This window comes from Pseudomonas sp. KH_040 (assembly GCF_057839305.1).
Genome location: NZ_CM174487.1, coordinates 1,401,243 through 1,416,833, shown reverse-complemented (window position 1 = coordinate 1,416,833; position 15,591 = coordinate 1,401,243). Strand labels below are relative to the sequence as shown.

The 15,591-nt window shown below is 60.4% G+C and carries 21 protein-coding genes; 3 read left to right on the top strand and 18 right to left on the bottom strand.

What is annotated here, in order from left to right:
* The 18 genes from AC3IUF_RS06310 to AC3IUF_RS06225 form a co-directional block, all read right to left on the bottom strand.
* The gene (locus tag AC3IUF_RS06310) at positions 1–525 is read right to left on the bottom strand and encodes a phage tail protein (RefSeq protein ID WP_122698986.1); all 525 of its coding nucleotides are present in this window, start codon (positions 523–525) and stop codon (positions 1–3) included.
* Positions 522–1,697, bottom strand: a complete 1,176-nt coding sequence (locus AC3IUF_RS06305) for a baseplate J/gp47 family protein (protein ID WP_489280682.1) — start codon at positions 1,695–1,697, stop codon at positions 522–524. Before AC3IUF_RS06305 ends, AC3IUF_RS06310 begins: the two co-directional genes overlap by 4 nt.
* Positions 1,694–2,011 carry a DUF2590 family protein gene (locus AC3IUF_RS06300; RefSeq protein ID WP_071173502.1) on the bottom strand — a complete coding sequence of 106 codons (318 nt, stop codon included), beginning with the start codon at positions 2,009–2,011 and terminating at the stop codon, positions 1,694–1,696. Before AC3IUF_RS06300 ends, AC3IUF_RS06305 begins: the two co-directional genes overlap by 4 nt.
* Complete coding sequence (locus AC3IUF_RS06295) at positions 2,008–3,993, bottom strand: phage tail tape measure protein (RefSeq protein WP_489280680.1); 1,986 nt, start codon at positions 3,991–3,993, stop codon at positions 2,008–2,010. The genes AC3IUF_RS06300 and AC3IUF_RS06295 overlap by 4 nt, the downstream gene beginning before the upstream one ends.
* Before the next feature lie 5 nt (positions 3,994–3,998).
* A complete protein-coding gene (locus AC3IUF_RS06290) occupies positions 3,999–4,139 on the bottom strand; it encodes a DUF6890 family protein (RefSeq protein WP_177433972.1) in 141 nt (46 codons plus the stop codon).
* Positions 4,140–4,162: 23 nt separating this feature from the next.
* Complete coding sequence (locus AC3IUF_RS06285; protein WP_395599137.1) at positions 4,163–4,456, bottom strand: putative phage tail assembly chaperone; 294 nt, start codon at positions 4,454–4,456, stop codon at positions 4,163–4,165.
* Entirely contained in the window at positions 4,453–4,968 is a 516-nt protein-coding gene (locus AC3IUF_RS06280) for a lysis system i-spanin subunit Rz (RefSeq protein ID WP_489280677.1), read from the bottom strand. The genes AC3IUF_RS06285 and AC3IUF_RS06280 overlap by 4 nt, the downstream gene beginning before the upstream one ends.
* The gene (locus tag AC3IUF_RS06275; RefSeq protein WP_489280675.1) at positions 4,968–5,501 is read right to left on the bottom strand and encodes a lysozyme; all 534 of its coding nucleotides are present in this window, start codon (positions 5,499–5,501) and stop codon (positions 4,968–4,970) included. Before AC3IUF_RS06275 ends, AC3IUF_RS06280 begins: the two co-directional genes overlap by 1 nt.
* On the bottom strand, positions 5,498–5,794 hold the full coding sequence (locus AC3IUF_RS06270) for a hypothetical protein (protein WP_242210095.1): 297 nt from the start codon (positions 5,792–5,794) through the stop codon (positions 5,498–5,500). Before AC3IUF_RS06270 ends, AC3IUF_RS06275 begins: the two co-directional genes overlap by 4 nt.
* Positions 5,791–6,003, bottom strand: a complete 213-nt coding sequence (locus tag AC3IUF_RS06265; RefSeq protein WP_489280673.1) for a TraR/DksA C4-type zinc finger protein — start codon at positions 6,001–6,003, stop codon at positions 5,791–5,793. The genes AC3IUF_RS06270 and AC3IUF_RS06265 overlap by 4 nt, the downstream gene beginning before the upstream one ends.
* The gene (locus AC3IUF_RS06260) at positions 6,003–6,455 is read right to left on the bottom strand and encodes a phage protein (RefSeq protein WP_039756525.1); all 453 of its coding nucleotides are present in this window, start codon (positions 6,453–6,455) and stop codon (positions 6,003–6,005) included. The genes AC3IUF_RS06265 and AC3IUF_RS06260 overlap by 1 nt, the downstream gene beginning before the upstream one ends.
* Before the next feature lie 6 nt (positions 6,456–6,461).
* A complete protein-coding gene (locus tag AC3IUF_RS06255) occupies positions 6,462–7,577 on the bottom strand; it encodes a DUF2586 domain-containing protein (protein ID WP_489280671.1) in 1,116 nt (371 codons plus the stop codon).
* An 11-nt stretch (positions 7,578–7,588) separates the two neighbouring features.
* Positions 7,589–8,272, bottom strand: coding sequence for a phage virion morphogenesis family protein (locus AC3IUF_RS06250; protein WP_489280669.1), 684 nt, complete (start codon positions 8,270–8,272; stop codon positions 7,589–7,591).
* A complete protein-coding gene (locus AC3IUF_RS06245) occupies positions 8,259–8,711 on the bottom strand; it encodes a phage tail protein (protein WP_489280667.1) in 453 nt (150 codons plus the stop codon). Before AC3IUF_RS06245 ends, AC3IUF_RS06250 begins: the two co-directional genes overlap by 14 nt.
* Positions 8,708–9,169, bottom strand: coding sequence for a head completion/stabilization protein (locus tag AC3IUF_RS06240; RefSeq protein WP_489281610.1), 462 nt, complete (start codon positions 9,167–9,169; stop codon positions 8,708–8,710). Before AC3IUF_RS06240 ends, AC3IUF_RS06245 begins: the two co-directional genes overlap by 4 nt.
* 97 nt (positions 9,170–9,266) lie before the next feature.
* On the bottom strand, positions 9,267–9,995 hold the full coding sequence (gene gpM / locus AC3IUF_RS06235; RefSeq protein WP_489280665.1) for a phage terminase small subunit: 729 nt from the start codon (positions 9,993–9,995) through the stop codon (positions 9,267–9,269).
* Positions 9,992–11,011, bottom strand: coding sequence for a phage major capsid protein, P2 family (locus AC3IUF_RS06230; RefSeq protein ID WP_141129387.1), 1,020 nt, complete (start codon positions 11,009–11,011; stop codon positions 9,992–9,994). Before AC3IUF_RS06230 ends, gpM begins: the two co-directional genes overlap by 4 nt.
* 1 nt (position 11,012) lies before the next feature.
* Entirely contained in the window at positions 11,013–11,930 is a 918-nt protein-coding gene (locus AC3IUF_RS06225) for a GPO family capsid scaffolding protein (RefSeq protein WP_489280663.1), read from the bottom strand.
* A gap of 163 nt (positions 11,931–12,093) precedes the next feature.
* On the opposite strand from AC3IUF_RS06225, the gene AC3IUF_RS06220 reads away from it, so the two are divergent.
* From AC3IUF_RS06220 to AC3IUF_RS06210, 3 genes are all read left to right on the top strand, one after another.
* Positions 12,094–14,151 (top strand): terminase large subunit domain-containing protein, encoded by a 2,058-nt coding sequence (locus tag AC3IUF_RS06220; RefSeq protein WP_489280661.1) that lies wholly within the window; start codon positions 12,094–12,096, stop codon positions 14,149–14,151.
* Positions 14,090–14,932, top strand: a complete 843-nt coding sequence (locus tag AC3IUF_RS06215) for a phage portal protein (RefSeq protein ID WP_489281609.1) — start codon at positions 14,090–14,092, stop codon at positions 14,930–14,932. The genes AC3IUF_RS06220 and AC3IUF_RS06215 overlap by 62 nt, the downstream gene beginning before the upstream one ends.
* 72 nt (positions 14,933–15,004) lie before the next feature.
* Positions 15,005–15,265: an ogr/Delta-like zinc finger family protein gene (locus AC3IUF_RS06210; protein WP_489280660.1), complete on the top strand. Its 261-nt coding sequence runs from the start codon at positions 15,005–15,007 to the stop codon at positions 15,263–15,265.
* Positions 15,266–15,591 lie beyond the last annotated feature (326 nt).

Below are 15,591 nucleotides of genomic sequence, written 5' to 3'. Positions count from 1 at the left end.
CTACAGGCTGGCAACCAGCGTTTGCTGGTCGTCGTTGAAGTCGATCAGGGCAATTTGCAGCCCCACGGGGGTGATGGTGACAAAGTCGTAGCGCCGGCACGTTCGGCCGTATTGCTGAATCAGCACGCGCAAAAGCTCGGGATTGAGCGACAGTTGCGCGTTGCTGAACTTCAGCAGCACCACGTCCCAATCGCGGTCGGGCTGACGTTCCTCGATCTCGACGTAACCCACGCCCAGTCGCTCGAAAATTCGTTTCAACCCGGCGGTGCTGCCGGCGTCGACCGAGTTGATGAATGCGTATTTCACGCGCAGTCGAAACAGTGACTCGGGTTCGCCCTTGAAGCGCGTCACGTCCCGCTGCCAGGCCCACAGTTCAAGGATGCTCATGTGGCAGGTGTCGGGATCAATCTGCGAGTAAGGCCAGCGCAGCCAGCCGGTGACGGTTTCCCACCACGCCTGTGCAGCCGCGACCAGTTTCGAAAGCTCGGTACCGCCAAGCCAGAACGGCAGTTTCAGTTTGTTCATTGCAGGTTCACCTTCAGCGACGTCAGGCGCGGGATGTCCAATCCGCTGGTGATGTCGACGCCGGGGGTAAACCGCAGTGAGGCAATATCGGCAAACTGCTGGTGCAGTTCCTCAGCCAGTCGACTAAAGCTGAAGCGCGACTGGGGATAAGTCAGCGTCGGCTGATAATCGCGGGGCGTGCTTTCCCGAAACGCGGCCCGGATGAATAGCTCGATCTCACTTTTCAGCGCCTCGATCTGCTCGGTGCTCAGGTTCGGTTGCGGCCAAAGCGTCATCGCAACACTCACAGGCACTTCAGGCATCACCATGGCCAGCAGATCATCGCCGTGGCCATGGTTGCCCTGGTCGCGGATGTGCGAATTGATTTGCTCCAGGTAAGTCGCCGCCGGCACGCCCGCGTCAAACAACACGAAGGCGTTCGCACTGCCCGGCCCACGTGGAGCGCCGTGTTCGAAGTAAACGCCGTCCGGACGAACACCCGGGAAAGCCGAGATCATGGCGCGATATACCGCATCGGTGTGCCACTGGTTCACCGCCGAGAACTGGTTGCGCACGCGCAAACGCAGCTGGTCGTTCGGCTCCGGATCCGCACCGGGTGATTCCAGCCAACCGTCCTTGTTCACCACCTGGACAATTCCCGATACCGGCACAGGCAGGATCGCGTAGTAACCCGGCGCGAGATTGAAACCACTGCCCGATTCGATTGCCTCCACGGGGACTTCCTGCTGTAACTGACCGGCTACGAACGTCGCCGGCGCCGTGGTAATCAGTTTGTACACGTTGCCGTTGATGGCGGCCGACTGCACCACAATGCCTTTTTCCAATTCCATGACGCCGTCCGGCAAGGCCCGGGTAAACAGCAATTTACCGCGGGCTTTGGTGGCGCCTTTACGCTCGACGTTGACCGCCCAAGCGAGCATGTCCAGCCAGGCGTCCACCGCCGTTTTGACAAAGAAGTTCGGCAGTACCGTCAGGCACAGAAAGTCCAACAACCACAACACCGGTTTGGTCACCAGCGCCGTCACCACCCGCCAGAACGGCGAATAACTGCTGGTATTGGCCACCTTCGCGCCCTGGGCTTCCACTTCCTTTTCCCACGCAGCTTTCAAACCGGCCTCGGTGGTCGGGATGCCGGCGTCGGCGATCACCTTCTTAAAATCGACCTGGCTCACAGACTTACCTCAATCGAACCAAATTTCAGGGTTTTCGCAGTGACCAGGTACACACCTGGTTCCTGCTGGGTGATGCGTGCCGTACCGGGCACCAGGCGCTGGTCGTCCTCCACCAACAATTCCAGTTGCTGGATGCAGTCGCGCTGCCGCAACCGATCGCGCTCGGCCACCAGTGTCACCAGCAACCCGCTGTCGCGGATCATGTGAGCGATGTCCTGGGCGATGCAGGCGCGGTCATCGACCAGCAGCGGCTGGTGTGACGGATCCAGCGCCAGGTCGTTGTTGACGATCAACAGGTCTACGTACTCGCTCATCCGCCGACCGCCATTGCGACCATGTTTTCCATCTCCAGCGGCGTCATGTTCTTGCCCGTGTGAATGTTCACGTTCTCCACATGCGTGCCCTTGTTCTGGCTGCTGTTGTTGTTCTGGATACTGGTCAGCAGACCACCGGGGGGCACCGCTGAAGGGCGCGCCGGTGAAAGGCTGGAGATTGCCGCGTTGATGGTCTGCTGGGCTTTCTGCGCGGCGTTGGCGGTGTCAGCGGCATTGGTCGCGGCATCGACGCCGGGCACTTCAGGCATGCCGCCAAAACGCGCTTCGATGTTCACGCCCGGGATGCTGTTCAGCAGCTCGATCACGCCGTTTACGGCCTTGGTGAAAATGCCGACGATGCTGTCCCATGCGGCCTTGGCCATACCTGACCAACCGCCCATGGAGTTAAACCAGTCAGACAGCTTCTGGAGCTTGTCAGCGACGAACTGGAACGCAGCCGTGTTCATCAGGGCGGACGTCCATTCGTCCCAGTAGTGAACCGCCGCGACAATGACGGCCACCAGGGCGAGAACACCGACCACAATCCACACCATCGGGTTGGCCAGCAGCGCCGCGTTGACCAGCCAGATCGCGCCCTGCCACAGCAGCATGGCGCCGCGTACCAGGGCAAGGCCCGCGCTGAGCGTGTAGATCACGGCCATGTAAGCCAGGATCGCCAGTTTCTGCAGGACGAAGCCGGCAACGGTGCGCAGGTTCAGCAACTGCACGATCTTCCAAACCGATAACAGGCCCAGCCAAGTCATCCGTGCAACGCCGACCACGACGGTCAACAACGACATCGCGCCGACGATCGCCATGATGGTCAGTGCGGTGATGCCGATCACCCGGGTGATGTTGGGAAAGAGCTGCGACCAACGCACCAGGGTTTTGCCGATGTCGACCATCTTGTTCATAAACGGTGTCAGTACCGGGATTAGCACCTGGCCAAACACCACACGCATGACCTCGACCAGGGACGCCCACTGTTGCCAGGGATCGACCATGGCCCTGGCCATCTGCTCGGCATTTTCCAAACCGCGCACCTTGCCCAGTTGCTCGATGCCGTTGCGCAGTCGATCGGTGTCCTTGGCCAGCGCGCCGATCACCTGGGCACCTTCGCCGCCGAAGGCCTCCATTAACTCGGCCCCGGCCGACGCGCTGGTCAGATCCCCGAACTTGCCCTGCAGCTTGTCCAGAATCGCCATCATCGGCAGGACTTTGCCCTGCTGATCGGTGAACTTCATGCCAAGTTTTTCCGACGCCGCACCGATGTTTTCGAAGAACGCCTTATAGCGCCCGCCGGCGTCGCCGCCCTCCATGGTGCTGCTGAGCGTGCCGATCACCGCCATCTGTTCGGCAAGGTCGACGCCAGATGTGGTGGCGACCGCGCCGGCCTCCTTGAAGGCGTCTTTCATCGCGGCGCCGCTCGTGCGAAACAGCTGCACGGCCAGCGCGGTTTGCCCGCCGAGTTTTTCCACCCATGCGCCCTCCCCCATCGCATCCGCTTGGGACTTCTGCAGGTTGTAGAGCGTGCCGACGTATTCGCCCATGGTTTCGGCGTCGGACTTGGTGGCCTTCGCCAGCAAGTTGCTGGTGTTGGTGAACGTGGCGAGCTGGTTGCCGGCAAGCCCCTTGATGGCGCCCTCGATCAGGTAAGCCGAGGCCACAAAATCCTTGGCGTTCTCGCCGTAGCTCACCGCAAATTCCAGCGACTTGGCATTGAGTGCCGACAACGCATCCTCGGCCACGCCCAACGATCGGACGTCGCCCAGGGCGCGATTGACCTCCAGCGCCGGTTCCATGGACTCACGGATCCCGACCACAGCAGCGGTCACGCCGCCCAGGCCAAGCCCGATCGTCTTGATGTGTTTTTCACTCTGATCAGCAAGCTCGGAAAAACCCATTTTCACCTTGCCCAGAGGCGCGGTGACCTTGTCCTGCAAGCTGAGAATGAAAGCCAGGCTGGCGCTACGGTCTGCCAAAGTCGTTACCCGTTCAGCGCAAGGGCGATGCCGTTAGCCACGGCAAACTCCATGCGTTTCCAGTATTCGTCCTCTAGCCACTTGGCGGTTCCCATCGCCTCGGGCGTGGGTTCCGTACCAGGTAGCCATCGGTTCGTCAGGGCCATGAGCTGGCCCAGGCCGTTTTCGCTTAAGCGCTCAGCGTGCTCGTGCGCTTTTTTACGATCACCTCAACGTTCGGCGCGTACTCCTCGAGCAGCGCACCGGCGATCTGCATCACCATCACCGGGTTGCCCAGCAGTGGTTTCAGTACGGTTTTTTGTTCCTGCAGCACAGTGGTCATCAACAGGTTGTTGCCTGGGGCGACCTTGTTGGTTTGGGTCAGCGCGTTGAAGTACTTGGTGACGTCGGCCGGGGTCAGGTTGAAGGTGAATTCCTGTTCGCCGACTTCCAGGGTGATTTCGGTGTTGTTCTGTTGGCTCATTGGGTAGATCTCTTGTTGAGGTTGGAAAAATTCGTGTCCTGGTGCGCTGGCGTTCGCTGGCACACGCCACGGACGTATTGCTGCAGTCCGACGATCATTTGCCGGCTTAAGGCGAGCTGATCTCGGAGGGTGAAATAATCCGGTCGAGCGTCTGCTGCGAGTTCGGCGCGTCCTGCATCAGCCACGCGGCCGGTGCCGGCGGTGGCGGACAAAGATCCGGAAGCGGGACAGGTGGCGCTGACGTACAGCCGGCCAGTGCCATCGCCAACAGCGCGGCGCAGGCGCTTGTTTTCAGTGAGTACATCGGTCAATTCCTTGGTGTTTCGTTGGTCGATCGCGTCCCGCTCGGCCAGCATCTCGCCGCTGATGCGTGCCGCTTCCCGCAGGCCGGTGGCCTCCCATTTCGCGCTATCACGCTCACGCCTGACTTCGTCGCGCTGGCCTTCGAGCGAGTCAAAACCGATCCAGGCGACCAGGCACAACACGACCAGGAACAAGGCTTGGCGCGGCATCACAAGCCCTCCGCACACAGCCGGGATTCGGCCAGCCGGCGGTTGTGCAGGCCCGGAATAAAGCGCTTCTGGCCCTTGGCGTCAGTCACAAAGGCCCATACCGGCGTCTTGCCGTCCGGCGCCCATGCCAGAGCTTTGCAGCCTTCGGCGAGGCGGCCGGCGTTGATAAGCGCGACCGCTCGACTGGCGCAGGTGCTGGTCACGCCGAAGTTGTGGCCATGACTGGTGAGTGCGTCGAACGTGGTCTGTCCCACGTTCGGGTTCGTGATGCACTCGGCCAACTGCAGCTGCGTTTTGCGGATCACCAGTTGCTCCACCTCGGCGCACTTGGCGGGCAACCAGTAGTCGCCGACCACGACCGGGTACGGGCTCGTAAACCGGGTGACGCCTTTGCAAACCGTGGGCAGTCCGCCGGCGAGCTTGTCCGCGTAAACGGTGTTCTGGCCGTTGCCTTCCCAGGTGCCCAGGAAGATCACCAGCGGCGTGCTGGCCAGCGCGATCGCACCGGCCATGACCCTGCCGCGCAGGCTCATGGGAACCACATCCGCAACAGTGCCGGCACCACCATCTGCAGGACGGCGCCAACCAGCGTCAGGATGGTCAGCAAGCGCCCGACCTTCGAGCCGATCACGTTCACCGCCAGGGTCAACGCCTGCTGGCCTTTGTTCAGTTCCTTGAGCTGGCCAGTCATGTTTTCGAATTGCTGCTCAAGCTTGGTCACGCGAGTCGGCACGGTTTCGTGACGACCTTCAAACTCGTTCATGCGGTGCTCGATCACGGCAAGTTGCCGCTCCAGCGTTCCCAGACGCGAAGTTTCAGTGGTCATCGGCGTTTACTCTTCTCGATGTCCGTCTGGCACGGGACGCACCGGGTTATGCCACCGTGCGCCTGGCGCGCCGGCGGGATTGGTGTGTCGCAGTCCTGGCAATGGGTCAGGCTTGGCCCGACTGGCACAGGCGTCAGCAACTGGGCCTTGATCGCCTGGTCACGTTGACGCTGCTCCAGCTCCTGGGCGCGGTCGAACCAATCCACCATTAGCGGATCCCCTCGATCTCAGTAGCGTCGAGGTACGGAACGCCGTTGATGTGGATAAAGTCGGGACTAGTCACGTCAAACGGCACTTTGTGCTTGGTCTTCTCGCCGCCTTTTGGATCGATCGACAACAAGCTGGAGATCTTCACCTTGCAGCCGAACGCCTCCACGCGCAGTTCCTCGTCTTCGCCGGCTTTGGCGAAGAACACTGCGTCGAACGGCTTGAGCTTGCGGAAGCTGCCCGCCGATCGCGCCGCGTCGATCAGTAACTGAAAGTTGGAGCTATCCAGTTCCAGTTCGCCGGCAGCGGCCACGTCGCCCTCTACGTAGCCGTCAGGCACGCCCCGGGTTTGGGCCACAGCCGAGTTGTCGGTAATGTCCAGGGTGCAGCTCTCGACGTGCAGCGACAGATCGCCCAGGCTCACGTCGAAGTTCTTGCCGCCAATTTTCGCCATGGGGCGTTACTCCGTTTTGTCAGTGGAAAGATCCAGGGCAATGTTCGCCGTGAGGTCTTTCGGGCAGTTGAGGGGTTTGAGCTTGATGTAGGCCGCAACCTTGGTTTTGCTGAGCCATTCCAGCACCAGGTCGCCATCCTTCGGCGGCTCAATGTCACCAGGAAACACCTCGCCGGCGAACTTGACGGACTTGGCCATGGCGCGCAGCGGGGCCATCAGTTGGTTGGTGTTGACCGCCATGCTGTTGGGCGTGCTGTTCAAGCGGCGATCGGCGACACGGCGGATCAGTAGCGGGCGAATCAGGCGCGCGGCCTTGTCGGTGATGCGCAGGTACTCCACGACCTGAAAATCGCTGCCCGGGGTGTCCAACATGTTGCAGTCGCCCCAGTACACGCCTGGGTAATCCGGATAGATCTGCGACACGGAGAGCCGCGCCCGATCCAGCTCACTGCGCACAGCGGACGGCAGCGGGATCAGCTCGCTATCAGTGGGCACCTGGCCAAGTCCCAGCACCGGGCCGGTGGCCACGCGCATTGGGCTATCAGCGATGCTTACCGCCGAGTTGGCCAAGCGACCGGCCAGCACGCCTAGGTCATTACCGTGAAGCTGCGGCACCGTTGCAACGCGTGGTGCGGCCACCCCTGCTACCAATGCTTTTTGCTCGGTGAGGTATTGCGCCCAAGTCTGGTCAACGGTGTTGCCGGCAGTACTTGCCAGGAAGAAAACACGACGCCCGTAGGTGTTGTTCAGCGCAACGGCAGCGTCGTGCATGGCCTTCAGTTCATCGGCCTTCACTACGGGCTTGGTAACAATCACCGCTTCTACGGAAACGCCCTGTTGCTGCGTTTTCTGCAACGCGGTGGCCCAGTCACCCTCGGGGCCGATCGGTGCCGCGATGCAGGCCCAGCGCTGACCACCGTTCTGGCGTGCCGCAGTGATTTGCGTTTTAAGGTCGCTGGCCGGAATGCCCAGCGCCGTGTCCAGGTCGCTGTCGGTGTTCAGCGGGATGAATTGGCCGACGTTTTTGGCGGCGGGGCCGATGAAAAGAAAGTAACGCTCAACCTCTGTCACGGCGCCCTGGCCTAGATTGAGATTGTCGACGGTGACTTGACCGAGTGCCATGCAGTGCCTCGTTAGCGGGGTGAAGTTAGGATTTGTTGCAACACCTGGTTAATCAGGAGATTGGTTTCGCGTTCAGTTTCGGCGCCGATGAACTGGCGTTTCGGCAAGGTGATTTCCCAGCTTTGCGCGCCGGTGCTTTCGCTGCGCTGGTCGTCGAGGATCCGTATCAACAGGCCGGCTTTGGCGTAATTCACATGCTCCTGAATCCACGCTACAGACGGCCGGGTCAGCGTCTTTTTGCCTGCTAGGCGCACACGGAAGCCCAACCGGCGCAAGCGCTTGGCCTGCTTGTCGGTTGCTGCCAAACCCGGTGGGGTCTTGTTCCATCGGCGCATCTGTTGGGCGGTGCGGCGCTCACTGACGCCGTTATGCTGCTGCGCGGCGACCCATCGGGTCAGGGCGTTTTTCCAGCCCAATTCCGCTTCATCAGCGGACACCCGGGTGACCACCATCAACTTGGCCAGGCCGGCTTCCATCTTCTTTTTGCCCTTGCTGTCGCCCTTGCGCGGGGCGAAGGGCGTGCCGTCCAGGTTCTTCTGCTCACGCACGCGCTTGCGGCTCATCGTCCGCACGCGTTTGGTGACCTGGTTCAGCAAGCGGCGGCGCATTTGCGGCGGCAGACTCAGCAATGCCAGCTGTTCACGCACGCCCAAGCGACCGCGAATGTCGAGTTCGAACGTGCTACGGCCGGCCATCGGTGGCCACCTCGCCGCGCTCTGCAACCCACAGATCAAACGGGACAAAAGCCCAAGTCTTGCCGAAGGCGTCGATCTCGCCGGCGGGGTCTTCGGCCAGATATTGCGGCTCGACAAACTCCAGCGTGATTTCCACGTCGAACAGATCGTTATCCAGCGGCTCTACAAGGAATTCCGGCGGAGGCAGTTCATGGAGGTCGCGGTTGGAGTCGTGTTTTTCCAGCCAACTGCCGACCAACGCCATCATGCGAGCCGGGTTGGCGGCGAAACGCTCCAGGACAATCACGGCGCGATAGTGCATATCGGCGAAGTGCATGCCGTCGACGTCGGGTTTCCAGATCAGCGAAAGCTTTACCTGCTCCGTCCAGCTGTCGAGTTGTTCAGGCTCGACCAGGCGGCGTTCCAACAGATACGCGGTCAGTCCTTGCAGCTTGGTCATAGCAGCACCGCCGTTACGCGGCTACGGCCTTGCAGCGACCGAACGGCCTGCTGGCTGAATTCGAGGTACGTTTCCTTGCGCTCAGGGGCTTCCTTGCCCAGATTCTCGGCACTTTCACGACGAATTACTGAAGCAAACTCCGGCAACAAACTGGCTTTGGCGCGACAATACACAGCGCGCTTGTACGTCTCTGCTTGAAAGGTGCGCTCCGGAAGGACGGTGGTGTCTGCAGACTCAACGCGTGACACTCCAGCGTCCTTCCATCGCGCTTTTAACTTCGCCAAGTCACGATTTACGTCTGTCATGGCGGTAGTCAGGTTGATGACCAGCATTTCGATCAGGTGCTCTGCCGGCAACCGATAACCTTTCTGGAACTCGGACACGGAGAGGTCCGGCCAGAAGCCGTCGTTCTCGATCGCTTGTTCCACAATGGTGGTGGGTTTCCCGGAAAAGCTCATTGCTGGCCGCTCGAATAGGGCGGGGAGCCTGTTTTCAGTGGGACGGTCCATAAATGGGCGGCTCACTTCCACAGGTCCCCGCTGGGGGGGTAGTCGGTTATTCGGAAGCCGGGTTAGCGGCCGCTTGTTTTTCCAAGGCCTTGCGGACCTTTTTGATGCGGGTGTCGTTGCCGGCTTTCGGGTACAGCTCGGTGGAGCGTTCCAAATGCTTGAGCGCGGTTTCCCACTGCTCAGCCTCCATAGCGCGCATGCCGATCAACTTGTGGTATTTGCTAGGGATCTGCTCAGGAAGGTCCCATTCACCGTCAACGCGGGGCAACAGGTCGGACAGGTAGGGCTCAGGACTGCGGCCGGCGTTGTATTCGTCGTACGCCCAATCGGCGATTGCATCCGCAACAAAGGTCTGGATGTCTCGGCGATTGAATCGCTCCGGCATCTTTTGGCCCTGCTCCATCAGAAAGTCGGCCAGCTCCAGTGCGTCTTCGAACTGGGCGGTATCGAACAGCCAGACCATCACCTGCACCGCAACGCGATTGGTGAAGTTCAGCCCCGACTCGCAGTAGCGCTGCACGTATTCCTGGTACTTGGGCAGCAGCTCGTTGCGCTTGAGCAATTGGCGTCCTGCCAAAGCTCCCTTCATCGCGCTCAGGCGCGCCAGATCCTGATCTAACGACGCTTCCTGCAGCATCAGGTTCTTGCGTGCATTGGCCGGACTGCTCAGCGCGTCGGCCGGGGTGTACGGCATAGCCGCGCTCGACTGCGCTGCGGCAACAGCAGTCACACCCATGGCCAAGGTGCGGCGCTTGTGCGCCAGGGCCAGGCTCACGCCAGCAGCTCCACGTTCTCGGTCAGAGCGATCTTTTCCAACTGCTCGATCACGTAACCTTCGTTGCGGCTGTTGTAGTCCTCGACGCGGGAGCGCTTCGGGTTGTCGACGGCCTGCTTGCGCCAGCTGGAGTCCTGGAAGTAGATCGACAGGTTGTCCCAACTGGTGACCAACACGGCATTGACCGGGAAGTTCGGCACGCTGAACGAAGGCAGACCGCCGTAAGTCGCGATGACCTGCAGGTTTTCGATGCGCTCTTTTTCGGTCGGGGTGTCGCCCTGTTTGGTGTACAGCTTGGCCTTGTCAGCCGCCAACAGATCGGAACCGATGATCGCAACCAGGTCGCCGTCTTCGCGCAGGATCTCGTCGACCATTTGCTTGGTGTCATGCACCAGGGCATCGAGGTTGGCGTAGTCGCCGCCGGCGCCGAGTGTCACCTTGCCTGCAGCAGCGCCTTCCTTGAGCACCTGCTGCGGGGCCTGCTCACGCAGTTGTTGCAGCCAGCCCTTGTTCACGTCCTGCAGCTTTGGATTCGCAGCCAGATCGGTTTGAGTTGCCGCGTGCGTGCCGTGGAAGCCGATCACAATGCGGTCCTGGGCGATACGCTTCTGCACCGCGCCTGAATAGCGATCCTGGAAGTCCGGAAACTTCGCCCAGGCGTCGATCTTCGCGTATGGCAAACCTACGTCGGACTGCGTGTCGCTCAGTTCGTAGGTAGTGTTTTCCAGCGCCGAAGCATCCTTGGCCTCGCGATCGGTGGTCTTGGTGTTGGTGCGGCCGGTCACTGGACCGTTGACACCAATGAACACTTTTTCGCCTTTGATCTCGCTGACCGGAACGACGTTGATGCGCTCCAGGAAATCGGCCTTGGCGGTGATCGAATCGTTCAGCTCTTGCGCGATCGACGGTTCAACGCTGAAAGACTTGCTGGCGCGCTCAACACCGTAGGTTTCGGCGATCGCTTCCTGCAGCGCGGCATATTGCTTGGCGCCCTTGGCGCTCAATGGCTGACCCATGTCAGAGCACCCGCTTTTTGGCAGTGGTCACTGGACCGGGGTTGCGTGGCAGCTGGCGGCCGGTCGGGGTGTTCTGCAGCGCAGAGAATTGCTTCTGCAATGCTGCCATGCTGGCGAGCAGGGCTTTGTTCGTGGCGCCGCCCTTGCGGCCGAACTCACGCTCCTCTTCGGCAGTGGTCACGATGCCGTCGACCGCCGCTTGCACGTCATCGATCGGTGCGGCTTCAGGCTCAGGAGCCTCTTCCGCGACGGGCTCAATCACAGCCTGAATGCCAGCAGCGACAATCAGCAATTGAGCCAGCAGGGCTTTAAGGGCCGTTGCTGTAGCTTCATCCATTTGGGGTTTGCTCTCGGTTGGGGTGGTGGGTTCGGCGGGCGGGGCGTCCGCTGCAAAGCGCTTGAACAGGCCGGTGAGTAAGCCAATCAGCTTGCCCACTTCGCCCTGGGGTTCCTCTTCAAAGGAGCCCAATTCCACGGACGCGGCGTAGAAAGCGTCCTTGTGGGTTTTCTTCGAAAAATAGAGTTCCTGCGTGCCCAGGCTGGCGGGTTCATCAGTCACGCCCAGGCCGGTCAGGTACGCTTTGCCACTGCCGGCGAAGTTCGGGGTGATCTCGATGCTGGTGAACAGCTTCTGGCCCTGGTCATTCAGGTACAGCAGTCGATCGTTGGGCTTGAGCTGGGCTTCCAGGGCAATTTGCCCCTCTTCCAGATCGTCGCCCGCTTCCACCAGACGCACGGCGTAAACAGTGCCGTGGGAACCGCTCCAGCGCTCGTGGTCACACCAAATCACAGCCGTGTACTTGGACGGCTTATAGGTTTCGGCGATATCGCGCAGTTCCTGGGGAAGGATCTCGCGACCATCGGCGGTGGTGCCGCTGGTGGCGACACGTTTCCAGAACGAAACAAGGGAACGGGGCATGGGCGATAACTGCGCTCAATCGGTGATTTGAGCCGCCAAGATATGGAGCGAATCGCTCTCTAACAAACGGTTCAATTGCGCGTTTCTCCTAGATTCAAAAACTAGGAGGATCACGGAATTTAACACCGCGTTTTCACCGTTTTCGCCGCATAGACTGCGGCCCATGTACTACTCGACCGAAGTTAAAGAAGCCGCCAAACGCCTGTTTCTGCGCCGCTGTAAGGCCAAGGAAATTCAGGCGCAACTCAACTTGCCCAACATCCGGATCGTCTATTACTGGATCCGCCAGGGTGGTTGGGAGGACATGCTGTCGGACGAGGAACCGCTGACCGCTGTTGGCCGGCGTATCACCTTGTTGCTGGATAAGGTCGGCAGCCTTTCCAAGGACGATCTAAATGAACTCGACCGGCTGACCGCCGTGCGCGAACGACTGCTAAAGCAAGCCGCAAAACCGGCGCCGGCGGCAGCATCGATCGGAGACGATCCGGGCGATGCCTCGGAACCTCGCCAGCGGCCGCGTGGCGAACGTTCCGGCCGTGGTGAAGGCAGCGGCAAGAAGAAAGAGAAGAAGGCCAAGAACGACATCAGCGGTCTGACCGAAGTCGACTTCCTGGATAAGTTCATCAGCAAAATGTACCGCTACCAGCAGGAGCTGTTCGCGGCCAAGCAAAACCCGCTGACTTGCCGGATCCGCAACATCCTCAAAAGTCGTCAGGTCGGCCTGACCTACTACTTCGCCGGCGAAGCGTTCATGGACGCAGTCTTGAGTGGCGACAACCAGGTCTTTCTGTCGGCCAGCCGATCACAGTCCGAGATCTTCCGCAGCTACATCATCCAGTTCGCCAAGCAGTGGTTCGACATCGAGCTGACCGGTAACCCGATCGTGCTGAGCAACGGCGCCGAACTGCGCTTTCTCAGCACCAACAGCAGCACCGCCCAGGGCTACCACGGTCACGTCTACGTCGACGAATATTTCTGGATCCGCGACTTCGAAAAACTCAGCACCGTGGCCAGCGCCATGGGCACCCACAAAAAATGGCGCAAGACCTATTTCTCGACGCCCAGCGCGGTGTCGCACCAGGCCTACCCGTTTTGGACTGGCGAAGAATTCCGCAACAGCAAGCGCGGGAAAAAGGCCGGCGGCACCTGGCCGATCGAGGCGGCGTATACCCAAGGTGCGCTGTGTCCGGACGGCCAATGGCGCAAAACCATCACTATCCAGGATGCGATCGACGGCGGCTGCGATCTGTTCGACCTCGAGCAGCTGCAGCTGGAGTACGACGAGGACAAGTTTCAGCAGCTCTTCTACTGCAAGTTCATCGACAGCACACAGAGCGCGTTCGGCCTCAAGGATCTGGAGCGGTGCTATTCCGACCTGTCGCTGTGGGAGGACTACAAACCCGAGGAGGAACGACCGTTCGGCAACAGCCCGGTCTGGCTGGGCTATGACCCGAGCCGGACTCGCGACGACGCGACGTGCGTTGTCATCGCCCCGCCGCTCGAGCCAGGCGCGAAGTTCCGGATCCTGGAAAAGCACAGCTGGCGTGGTCACTCGTTCACCTACCAGGCCGCTCAGGTCAAGAAGCTGACCGAGCGTTTCAACGTCCAGCACATCGGCATCGATGTCACCGGCGTAGGTTATGGCGTGTTCGACCTGGTGCGCGACTTCTATGCCAAAGCGACGCCGATTCACTACAGCCTTGAGACAAAAAACGCCCTGGTGCTCAAAGCTCAGGACACGATTCAAGGCAGTCGCATCGAGTGGGATGCCGGCTGGACCGACATCGCTCAAGCCTTCCTGACCATCAAACGCGGCGCCACCAACAGCGGCCAGATCACCTACAGCGCCTCGCGTACCGACGCGACCGGCCACGCCGATATCGCGTGGGCGGTCATGCACGCCTTGGCCAACGAACCTTTGAATACCAACAAGCGGCGTCGTAGCCGCTACGTCACGAGTGGAAACAATGCCCAAGCATCGACGCAGAAATCGCCCGGTCAACCAGCACGCGCAACAGCAGCAGCCCATGCGGGCGTTTACGTTTGGCGAACCCGAGCAGGTGCTGTCGGGCAACATCGGCGAGTACCTGGGGGTGTTCCTCAGCGACGACGGCGAAATCTACAAGCCGCCGGTGTCGCGTCCCGGCCTGGCCAAACTGCTGCGCGCCAACGCGCACCACGGCGCAATCCCGAAGTTCAAGCGCAACCTGCTGCTGCGTGAGTTGATTCCCTCGGCCGGCTGCAGCGCTCGAACGATGGGCTGCGCGGGGTTGGATTACATGGTATTTGGCGAAGCGTTCTTCTACCGCGACACCAACGCTTTCGGCCAAGTCCTGGAGCTGCAGCACCTGGCAGCGATCAACATGCGGATCAAGGTCGACGGTGGCTTCCGGATGCTGCTGCCCGACAACAAGTTCATGGACTTCGATCAGGACGAGATCGAGCACGTGCTCGACTATGACGTGGAACAGAACATCTACGGGGTGCCGGACTACCTGGGCGGCATGCAGGCACTGCTGCTCAACGAAGCTGCCACGTTGTTCCGCCGGCGCTACTACAGCAACGGTGCCCACGCCGGTTACATCTTCTACACCAACGACCCCGACCTGACCGAGGAGGACGAGGACAACCTGCGCGCGCAGATCAGCTCCAGCAAGGGTGTGGGCAACTTCCGATCGATGTTCGTCAACATCCCGAACGGCAAAGAGAACGCCATCCAGATCATCCCCGTGGGCGACTTCCAAGCCAAAGACGAGCTGGAGAAGGTGAAGAACATCACCCGCAACGACGTGATCGCCGCTTGGCGAATGAACCCAGCGCTCGCCGGCATCATTCCGGAGAACAGCGGTGGTTTTGGCGACATCGAAAAGATTGACCGAGTCTATACCAGCAATGAGATCCGGCCGATTTGTCAGCTGTTCGACCAGGTGAATGCCACGCTACGCCCGGACAGGCGAATTAGTTGGAAAGCCCCAAAAGAAGACGAAAAAACCACTGACTAAATACACAGTATTAGGTGATTATCACCGTAGGTGACGGCATAATAATGGCTCTGAAACCCTGGGGAGGGAACCATGCGAATTTACTGCACTGCCTGCGACTACAAAGGACGTATCAGTTCACGGGAGGAAATTACTCGTGGCTATGTGAAGCTCTACTGCCAGTGCCTGGACGCGAAGTGCGGGCACACTTGGGTATCCGAACTTACGTTCAAGCATTCCTTGAGACTTCCAGCACAACACCTCGACACACTCCTTCTAGAGAGAATCAGAAGTTTGCCGGCGGATCAGCAGCAAGAACTGTTCCTGCAGGTCGGCTCCTCGCAACCAGGCTGACCCAAGTACCCTGTTCGCAACCTCCCCGACGCGCCCCATCCTCTCCGTTCTCGTGGCCCCACTGCACATCTCTCAAAACCCACACCCGAATGCCTGCAGCGCAGGCATATAAGCCGCCTACACGATCTCACCTGATACCCACAACTCTGGCGCGGCGGAACCCGCGCAGCGGCCGGTGGTCTGACAATTTCGCCCCAAAAATCTTAGCCGCGCCGCCCGATCGTGCCCGCGACCGCCGCTCGCAAATTTCAATTGCACCTCGGCGCGCCCGATCACCGCTTTTGACGCCTGCTGGATCCACGGCACTGGGTGCCGGGTATCCAGCA

Excerpts from the sequence above, each read along its gene's own strand:
- AC3IUF_RS06310 (WP_122698986.1), bottom strand. The coding sequence starts at position 525 with ATGAACAAACTGAAACTGCCGTTCTGGCTTGGCGGTACCGAGCTTTCG.
- AC3IUF_RS06300 (WP_071173502.1), bottom strand. The coding sequence starts at position 2,011 with ATGAGCGAGTACGTAGACCTGTTGATCGTCAACAACGACCTGGCGCTG.
- AC3IUF_RS06290 (WP_177433972.1), bottom strand. The coding sequence starts at position 4,139 with ATGGCCCTGACGAACCGATGGCTACCTGGTACGGAACCCACGCCCGAG.
- AC3IUF_RS06285 (WP_395599137.1), bottom strand. The coding sequence starts at position 4,456 with ATGAGCCAACAGAACAACACCGAAATCACCCTGGAAGTCGGCGAACAG.
- AC3IUF_RS06280 (WP_489280677.1), bottom strand. The coding sequence starts at position 4,968 with ATGCCGCGCCAAGCCTTGTTCCTGGTCGTGTTGTGCCTGGTCGCCTGG.
- AC3IUF_RS06275 (WP_489280675.1), bottom strand. The coding sequence starts at position 5,501 with ATGAGCCTGCGCGGCAGGGTCATGGCCGGTGCGATCGCGCTGGCCAGC.
- AC3IUF_RS06270 (WP_242210095.1), bottom strand. The coding sequence starts at position 5,794 with ATGACCACTGAAACTTCGCGTCTGGGAACGCTGGAGCGGCAACTTGCC.
- AC3IUF_RS06265 (WP_489280673.1), bottom strand. The coding sequence starts at position 6,003 with ATGGTGGATTGGTTCGACCGCGCCCAGGAGCTGGAGCAGCGTCAACGT.
- AC3IUF_RS06260 (WP_039756525.1), bottom strand. The coding sequence starts at position 6,455 with ATGGCGAAAATTGGCGGCAAGAACTTCGACGTGAGCCTGGGCGATCTG.
- AC3IUF_RS06255 (WP_489280671.1), bottom strand. The coding sequence starts at position 7,577 with ATGGCACTCGGTCAAGTCACCGTCGACAATCTCAATCTAGGCCAGGGC.
- AC3IUF_RS06250 (WP_489280669.1), bottom strand. The coding sequence starts at position 8,272 with ATGGCCGGCCGTAGCACGTTCGAACTCGACATTCGCGGTCGCTTGGGC.
- AC3IUF_RS06245 (WP_489280667.1), bottom strand. The coding sequence starts at position 8,711 with ATGACCAAGCTGCAAGGACTGACCGCGTATCTGTTGGAACGCCGCCTG.
- AC3IUF_RS06240 (WP_489281610.1), bottom strand. The coding sequence starts at position 9,169 with ATGAGCTTTTCCGGGAAACCCACCACCATTGTGGAACAAGCGATCGAG.
- AC3IUF_RS06230 (WP_141129387.1), bottom strand. The coding sequence starts at position 11,011 with ATGGGTCAGCCATTGAGCGCCAAGGGCGCCAAGCAATATGCCGCGCTG.
- AC3IUF_RS06225 (WP_489280663.1), bottom strand. The coding sequence starts at position 11,930 with ATGCCCCGTTCCCTTGTTTCGTTCTGGAAACGTGTCGCCACCAGCGGC.
- AC3IUF_RS06220 (WP_489280661.1), top strand. The coding sequence starts at position 12,094 with ATGTACTACTCGACCGAAGTTAAAGAAGCCGCCAAACGCCTGTTTCTG.
- AC3IUF_RS06210 (WP_489280660.1), top strand. The coding sequence starts at position 15,005 with ATGCGAATTTACTGCACTGCCTGCGACTACAAAGGACGTATCAGTTCA.